Raw genomic sequence first — 7845 nt, 5'->3', positions numbered from 1 at the left:
TACGACTACTACGACGACGTAGGTACGTCGACACGTACCACCACCTACACATACACACGACGACGACGCGTACGTAGTGTCGTCGNGTCTTNCGTGATGGGTGCTGTTGCGGGGCTAGCCCGAGCAGTACTTCAGTTCGAGGCTGGTGCCCTGCGGCTGCTTGCCCACGACCGACTGAGACGTGATCGGGTAGCCGGGCTGCGAGGGGCAGTCCTCGGAGGTGTAGACCTCGTTGAGCCCCAGGTTGGCAAGCATCGAGCGGGCCACGTCGAGCGGCTGGCCCTGCACATCGCGCACATCGACCTGACCGCTGGAGATGCGAATCTCGACGCTTTCGCCCGATTCGAGCTTGGTACCCACCTCGGGTACGACGGCCAGCACGCGATCCTTCTTCTGCACCGGGTCATCGATGGTCGTGACGAGGCCTACGGAGAGACCGAGGTCTTCGATCGCCTCCGTGTACTCCTCGAGGGACATGTGGTTGATCTCGGGCACCTCGGCGGTCTCGGGGCCCGTGGAGATGAACACGGTGATCGTGTCACCGACGCTGAGCATGGTGCCAGCTTCGGGGTCCGTTGAGATGACGTGGCCAGCAGCGACATCGTCGTTCGACTCATCAACCTGAATCGGTTTGAGATCTTGCGCCTTCAGCGTGTCGAGCGCGGTCGTACGCTTCACATCGACGAGTGATGGCACCTCACGCGAGGTGTCGGGCAAGAACTGTTGCGGTGCGAGCGTGACGAGCCAAAACACGACGGCGATAATGACGGCGCCGATCGTCAGGATTGCAGCCCAGGTCCACATCACCGGCGGGCGGCTCTGCGTACGCGTGCCACCGCCCTCTGAGAGCTGGCGCAGCGCGAGGTCTGACTCTGAGACCTCGTCGCCACCCGAGAACAGGACGGCGTCTTGTGCGTGCGTCGCGAGCTTGGGCATCTCACCGCGAGCTGCGGTGCGCAGGGCATCGCGAAACTCTGCCGCGGTCTGGAAACGCTTCGCGCGATCCTTCGCGAGCCCGTACAACACAACGCGGTCGAGCTCGGGAGTGATCTCTGAGTTCATCTCGCTGGGAGCGATGGGACGCTCACTCACGTGCTGGTAGGCGACCGCGACGGCAGTGTCACCGCGAAAGGGAACGTCGCCCGCGAGAAGTTCGTACAGCAGCACACCGGTCGAATACAGGTCGGTGCGCGCGTCGATCGACTCGCCCTTCGCCTGCTCGGGCGAGAAGTACGCGGCAGTGCCAAGAATCGCCGTGGTCTGCTGCAGCGTCGACGACGTCTCAGAGACGGCGCGGGCAATACCGAAATCCATCACCTTGACCTGGCCGGTCGTGGTGATCATGATGTTGGCGGGCTTGATGTCGCGGTGCACGATACCGGCACGGTGCGAATACTCGAGCGCGGTCAGTACCGAGTCGACGACGCGGCAGGCCTCGGCCTGCGACAGCTTGTTCTCGGCGACGAGCTGACGCAGGTTGGTGCCCTCGACGTACTCCATGACGATGAAGGGCAGCTGCTTCGGCCCGTCGGGCGTCTGGATGAGGTCGGCACCGGCATCAAACACCCGTACAACGGTGGGGTGAGCCATGCGCGATGCTGACCGGGCCTCTTGCCGAAAGCGCGAACGAAACTGCTCGTCTCCGGCCAGGTCGGCCTTCATGATCTTGATCGCTACCTGACGGCCGAGCTTCGTATCGGTACCGCGGTAGACCGTAGCCATACCGCCCTGTCCGATGAACTCACCGATGGCGTAGCGCCCAGCAAGGATGCGCTGCGCGCCGACGTCGGCCGTCTCGGGCATATCAACCTCTTCCGTGCTCAAAAGAACTGTTCTCAGTGTAGTGGTGCCGCGCTGGGGTCGGCCCCGAAAGCCTGGCTCGTGTCCGAGTTAGGCGGCGCCGTTACCAGACGAGTTGCGGCCGCCGGCTGGGGCGCCATCTGAGTCACCATTGGCACCTCCATTGGCGCCGGTATCGGTGTCGGCATCGGTCTCGGGTTCAGGGGTCGGCTCATCCGCGGGCTCAACCGTGATCGACAGGGTCTCCGACACGGGCGAAGTGGCCGTGAACGATCCGTCAGAGCAATCGAACGTGTAGTTGATCGTCAGCGTGCCCGCGGCGGTCGCCTTGAACTGCGCGCTGTTGTTCGTTACATCGGTCACGAGCTGCGCGGTGGCGCTGCTGTAGTTCACCACGAAGTTGCCCGGCTGCAGCGGCGTGGGGCACGAACCAGAAAAGCCCTGAACGGTAAAGGTATCGCCGACCTTGACGGTGGCGGGCCCCGAGGGGGTCGACGGCGGCGAGATCGCGCCAAACGCGACCGAGTAGGTGAGAGTGATCGTCTGCGAGAACGGCACCTTGTCGCCCGTCGGGTTGACGTCCGTGACGAGACCGGCCTGAGCCGAGGGCACGGCAGTGCCAGCGACGGTGCGCACGTCGGTGAAGCCGAGATCGGTGAGGTAGGCCTCGGCCTCTTCGACCGGCTTGCCCATGACGTCGGCAGCGTTGATCGCGGCCGTCGTCGGGTCCTTCTTTACGGGCTTTGTCTCTGGCTTCTTCTCCTCGGTGGGAGTCGTCGGAGCCTTGTCGCCGCCGGAGAGCAGCGCATACACGGTGCCGCCGCCGACAACGAGTAGCAGCGCGAGCAGCGAGATCAGCGGCCACGTCCACGCGCTGCGCTTCTTCTTGACGGGCTCTTCGCCGTCCTCAGGGAGATCGGTGAGGTCGCCGCCCATCGGGGTTCCTGCAACGCCGGCGCCCGCGAGGGCAGCCGTCTGAGGCAACGCGGTCGTGGGAGCATCGGCACCCGGGGTGTTCGGCAGCACCATCGTGGCCGGATCCTGCTGTCCCATGATCTGCGGCACATAGCTCGCAGCGAGCTGTACGTCGCCGCGGTGCAGTGCGGTCGCGGCCTGAGCGAGCTTCGCAGCGGTCGCCGGTCGGCCCGCTGCATCCTTCGCGAGGCACGCGTACACGAGGTTGCGCACGTGCTCGGGCACATCGGCCGGCAGCTCGGGCGGGGTGTCGTTGATCTGAGCCATTGCGATCGCAACCTGCGACTCACCCGTGAAGGGGCGCTTGCCGGCGAGGCACTCGTAGGCGACGATGCCGAGAGAGTAGATGTCGGTCGCGGCGGTGGCAGTGTGGCCGCTTGCCTGCTCGGGTGCCAGGTACTGCACCGTACCCATGACCTGACCGGTGGCCGTCAACGGCACCTGGTCGGCAATGCGAGCGATGCCGAAGTCGGTGATCTTGACGCGGCCCTCGGGCGTAATGAGTAGGTTGCCCGGCTTGATGTCACGGTGCACCAGGCCAGCGTCGTGCGCGGCCTGCAGCGAGGTGGCGGTCTGGGCCACGATGCCGAGTACGCGATTAGCCGGGATCCGGCCCTCGCGCTCGATGATCGCGGAAAGAGGTTCGCCCGGGACGAGCTCCATCACGATGTAGGCAGAACCCTGCTCTTCACCGTAATCAAACACGTTCGCGATGCCCTCGTGGTTGACGAGCGCAGCGTGACGGGCCTCAGCCCGAAAGCGCTCGAGAAACCCGGGGTCTCCCATGTACTCGTCCTTGAGGATTTTGATCGCGACGGTACGACCAATGATGCTGTCGCTCGCCTTCCAAACCTCGCCCATGCCGCCAACGGCGATCCGTGAGCTTAGCTCGTAGCGTCCGCCGAATGTGATCCCTGCCGATGGCCTCATTCGCTCAACACCGCTTCCATAACTCGTTTTCCAACAGCCGTGGGGAGATCGAATGATCCACCCTCAAAATTAAAGTTCTCGCCGCCACCATTTTCAATGACGACCGCAACCGCGACCTGCGGATCCTCGACCGGCGCAAAGCCCGTGTACCACAGCGTAAAGGGAAGGTCATTCCCTTCGGCGTTTGTGCCGTTCTCCGCGGTACCGGTTTTACCAGCAACTCGAACCCCATCGATGGCGGACTTCTGTGCGAGGCCCTCGGGCGTAGAAACACCCTTCTCCATCATCCCAGCAACCGCGTCTGCAGTCTTCTTTGAGATGGGTTTCGAGAACTCCTCGGGCACGTATTCCTTTTCGACGCGCAGGTCGGGCGTAATCACCTTGTCGACGAGCTGTGGCTTCATCACCGTGCCGCCGTTAGAGATGCCCGCCGAGATCATCGCGATCTGCAGTGGCGTGACCCGATCGTCAAGCTGACCGATCGACGCGAGTGCGGTCTGGGCCTTGTCCTCGGGCACCGGCGCGAGGCTCGGGGTGACCTTGAGCGGAATCGTGATCTCCTGATCAAACCCGAACGCCTTCGCCATGTTGGGCACGGCGTCGTTCTCCATGCTCATTGCGAGCTCGGCGATGGGAATGTTGCACGACATCACGATGGCCTGCTCGAGCGTGGCCTTCGCGCCCGAGCCACAGGTGGTGCGCGACGCATTCTGCATCACCGCGGTCGAACCGGGGAGCTTCAGCTCGGCCGGGTTCGGGAACGAGCTCGACGGCGTCGCCTTGCCCGATTCGATGGCCTCGGCCGCGACGAGAAGCTTGTACACCGAGCCCGGGTGGTACAGATCGCCAGCAATCGCACGATTGTTGAGAGGCTGCGCGGGGCTGTCGGCAAGCTGCCCATAGTTCGCGATAATCTCGGCGTCGTTGTTGCCCGACAGCAGATTGGGGTCAAAGCTCGGGGTCGACGTCATCGCGAGCAGCCGGCCGGTCTTGGGCTGGATGGCGACAACCGCGCCCTCCACGCCGAGCTCGGCCATAGCCGCGCTCGCGGCCTCCTGCACCTTCGCCTGAATGGTCGTCTGCACGGAGCTGCCCTGCGGAGCCACCCCGTTGAGGGTGTTCATGATGCGCGAGAAGAACTGTGCGCCGCCCGTGCCGGTGAGATCCACGTTCATGGCGGCCTCGAGGCCACTCATGCCCTGCGTGTGCGAGAAGTACCCGGTGATCGGGGCATACAGCGCCCCTTCGGAGTACTGCCGCACGAACCGGTAGTCGTCACCCGTAGGCGTCGAGTATGCGACGGGGTTGCCGTCGACCAAGATGGAGCCGCGCTCGATCTTGTAGCTGTTCTTCAGCGTGCGGGTGTTCAGCTCGTTTGCGCGCAAATCGTCGGCCTGCACGACCTGAATCATCGTGACCGCAAAGAACAGCACCAGGAACATGGCGAAAATGGTGCGCGTGAGCGCCTTCAACTGCTTATTCATGCGCGGATCACCAGCTTCGGTCGGTTGCGAATAGAGCCCGAAAGCAAGATGAGCAGTGCGATAATGATCCAGTTCGAGACGAGTGATGAACCGCCCGCGGCCAGGAAGGGCGCGGTGAGGCCGGTCAGCGGGATCACGCGGGTGATGCCGCCCACGACGATGAACACCTGCAGCGCAAGCGTAAACGCGAGACCCGCGGCAAGCAGCTTGCCGAAGTCATCTTGGCCGGCGAAGCCGATCCGGAGCCCGCGGCCCACGAGCAGCAGGTACGCCGCAAGCACCACGAACAGGCCGATCAGCCCAAGCTCCTCGCCGAGGCTCGCAAAGATGTAGTCGCTCTGCGAGAAGGTCGTGAGCTCGGGGTACCCCTGGCCGAGCCCGGTGCCGGTCATGCCGCCGTTGGCGAGCCCGAAGAGGCCGTTGACCATCTGGTGGCCACCGCCGTAGGGGTCTGCGAACGGATCGAGCCAGTTGTTGAACCGGTTGCCGACGTAGTCGAGGGTCTGGCTCGCGAAGATGCCGCCTGCGAGAAACAGCCCGACGCCGAGAATGATCCAGCCCACGCGGCCGGTGGCCAGGTACAGCATCGACAGAAACAGGCCGAAGTAGAGCAGCGAGGTGCCGAGGTCGCGCTGAAACACGAGCACGCTCATCGCGGCGAGCCAGAACACGAGCAGCGGTCCCAGGTCGCGGGCACGCGGGAACCGGATCCCGAGAATCTTCTTGCCCACCATCGCGAGTGAATCGCGGCTCTGCACGAGGTAGCCCGCGAAGAAGATCGCGAGCAAGATCTTGGCGATCTCACCGGGCTGGAACGAGAACGAGCCAATGTGGATCCAGACGCGGGCGCCGTTGATCTCCTGCCCTACGATGGGCAGCATCGGCAGCAGCAGGAGGATCACGGCGGCGAGGCCGGTGAGATAGGTGTAGCGAAACAGCACCAGGTGGTTGCGAATCACGGCGAGCACTGCGATCGCAGCGAACACGGCGACCGCCGACCACACGAGCTGGCGCACCGAGGTCGACTCCCAGCCACTTACGTCGCGCGCGAGGTCGATCCGGTAGATCATCGCGACGCCAAGCACGTTCAGAAATGCCGCGATCGGCATGATGAGCGAGTCGGCATCGGGCGCAACGCGCCGGATCACGATGTGCAGCGCGAACAGTGCCGCGACGAACAGGGCGCCCGCGGGCACCAGTTCGGTCGAGAGTTCACCCTTGACCGTGAGGTCGATGATCATGACCGCACCGACGCCGATGGCGATCGCGAAGATCAGCAGCGACAGTTCCAATCCCAGCAGCAGCCGGGGCGCGCGCAGCGCGGTGATCCGGTGCAGCACCGTTTCGCTCGTGCGCGTCTTCTCGAACGAGCGCGGCTCCTTGGCTTCGTTACTCATTGATCGGCCCCAATCGCAGTACGATCTCACGAGCCTCGTCGAGCGAATTAGCGCTCAGGGTGCGTTCGACCTGGCGCTGCTCGAGGCCGTCGAGTTGATCGAGCGGGATCCCGGTGTCTTCGGCTTCGGAATGCAGCGAAATCGATCCGACATCCTGCTGCACGCCGCGGTAGATGATGACCGTGTCGCCATTGGTGCCCACGAAGTAGCGGGTCTGGGTCCACTGGTACCCGAAGATCAGGGCGCCGCCGATCGCAAGCAGCACGCAGAGCCCACCGAGGGCCCAGAGCAGGCGGCGGTTGCGGTTGCGACGCTTGGTCTCGGCGATGAGTTCGGCGAGGTATTCGTCGACGCGGGGCTCGAAGTGGCTCTCCTCGACGACCTGGGCGCGGCGGATGCGGCGACCCATGAGGCGGGTGCGTGCGGTCGAGACCGTGCCATCGCGGGGTTCGGGGGAGCTTGCCGCTGAGCCGGCGAAGCGCTGCTCGCTGCGGGGCAGCTCTGTCGTCGTGTTGGGGTCGAAGGCCGGGCCCTCGTGCGTCTCGACGAGTACGACGGTGACGTTGTCGGGGGCGCCGTGTGCGAGGGCCTTGTCGATGAGCCGGTCGACGCCGTCCTGCAGCGAGGTGCGGCGGCGCAGAATCTTTTCGATGTCGGGGTCTTCGACGTAGCCGCAGAGGCCGTCGGAGCACAGCAGCCAGACGTCGCCCGGGCGGCTTTCGAGCACGTCGGTGTCGATCTGGGGTGACGAATCGACGTCGCCGAGTACACGCATCAGCACCGAGCGGCGGGGGTGGGTCTTCGCCTCTTCCTCGGTGATCTTGCCGCTATCGACGAGGCGCTGCACGAAGGTGTGATCCTTGGTGATCTGGTGCATCACGTCGTCGCGCAGCAGGTAGAGCCGGGAGTCGCCGATGTGGGCGAGCGCGAGCTTGTCGCCGACGGTGAGGAACCCGACGAATGTGGTGCCCATGCCGGCGAGCTCGGGCCGGTCGCGCACAGTGCCGCGCAGTTTCGCGTTGGTTTCAAGGAGCGCGTGACGCAGCCGTGAGGCCGATGCCGCCGGGGACCCTTGGGGTTCAGTGTCCAGGGCGGCCATGGTCTTGGTGGCGATTGCGGAGGCGACGTCGCCGCCCGCGTGGCCGCCCATGCCGTCGGCTACAAGAAACAGCTGACCGCCCGCGAAGCCCGAGTCCTGGTTGTTGGAGCGCACCATGCCCACGTGTGAGCCGATGGCGCTGTCATAACTGACCGTCACG

5 protein-coding genes are annotated in these 7845 nt (G+C 64.6%); all 5 read right to left on the bottom strand.

Going from position 1 to position 7845, the window contains the following annotated elements; all coding sequences use genetic code 11:
* Positions 1 to 114 precede the first annotated feature (114 nt).
* A complete protein-coding gene (gene pknB, locus C795_RS0105045) occupies positions 115 to 1824 on the bottom strand; it encodes a Stk1 family PASTA domain-containing Ser/Thr kinase (protein ID WP_198008431.1) in 1710 nt (569 codons plus the stop codon).
* A gap of 66 nt (positions 1825 to 1890) precedes the next feature.
* A complete protein-coding gene (locus C795_RS0105040; protein WP_017792671.1) occupies positions 1891 to 3705 on the bottom strand; it encodes a protein kinase domain-containing protein in 1815 nt (604 codons plus the stop codon).
* Positions 3702 to 5189 (bottom strand): peptidoglycan D,D-transpeptidase FtsI family protein, encoded by a 1488-nt coding sequence (locus C795_RS0105035; RefSeq protein WP_026139463.1) that lies wholly within the window; start codon positions 5187 to 5189, stop codon positions 3702 to 3704. The genes C795_RS0105040 and C795_RS0105035 overlap by 4 nt, the downstream gene beginning before the upstream one ends.
* Positions 5186 to 6586 carry an FtsW/RodA/SpoVE family cell cycle protein gene (locus C795_RS0105030; RefSeq protein WP_017792669.1) on the bottom strand — a complete coding sequence of 467 codons (1401 nt, stop codon included), beginning with the start codon at positions 6584 to 6586 and terminating at the stop codon, positions 5186 to 5188. The genes C795_RS0105035 and C795_RS0105030 overlap by 4 nt, the downstream gene beginning before the upstream one ends.
* A complete protein-coding gene (locus C795_RS0105025) occupies positions 6579 to 7844 on the bottom strand; it encodes a Stp1/IreP family PP2C-type Ser/Thr phosphatase (RefSeq protein WP_017792668.1) in 1266 nt (421 codons plus the stop codon). Before C795_RS0105025 ends, C795_RS0105030 begins: the two co-directional genes overlap by 8 nt.
* Position 7845: the final 1 nt, after the last annotated feature.

This window comes from Leucobacter salsicius M1-8 (genome assembly GCF_000350525.1).
GTDB lineage: Bacteria > Actinomycetota > Actinomycetes > Actinomycetales > Microbacteriaceae > Leucobacter > Leucobacter salsicius.
Note: the sequence above shows the minus strand (reverse complement) of the source record. Positions and strands in the feature narration are given on the sequence as shown.

What these genes read in the sequence shown, in the direction of transcription:
- C795_RS0105040 (WP_017792671.1), bottom strand. Translation starts at nt 3,705, where the DNA reads ATGAGGCCATCGGCAGGGATCACATTCGGCGGACGCTACGAGCTAAGC.
- C795_RS0105035 (WP_026139463.1), bottom strand. Translation starts at nt 5,189, where the DNA reads ATGAATAAGCAGTTGAAGGCGCTCACGCGCACCATTTTCGCCATGTTC.
- C795_RS0105030 (WP_017792669.1), bottom strand. Translation starts at nt 6,586, where the DNA reads ATGAGTAACGAAGCCAAGGAGCCGCGCTCGTTCGAGAAGACGCGCACG.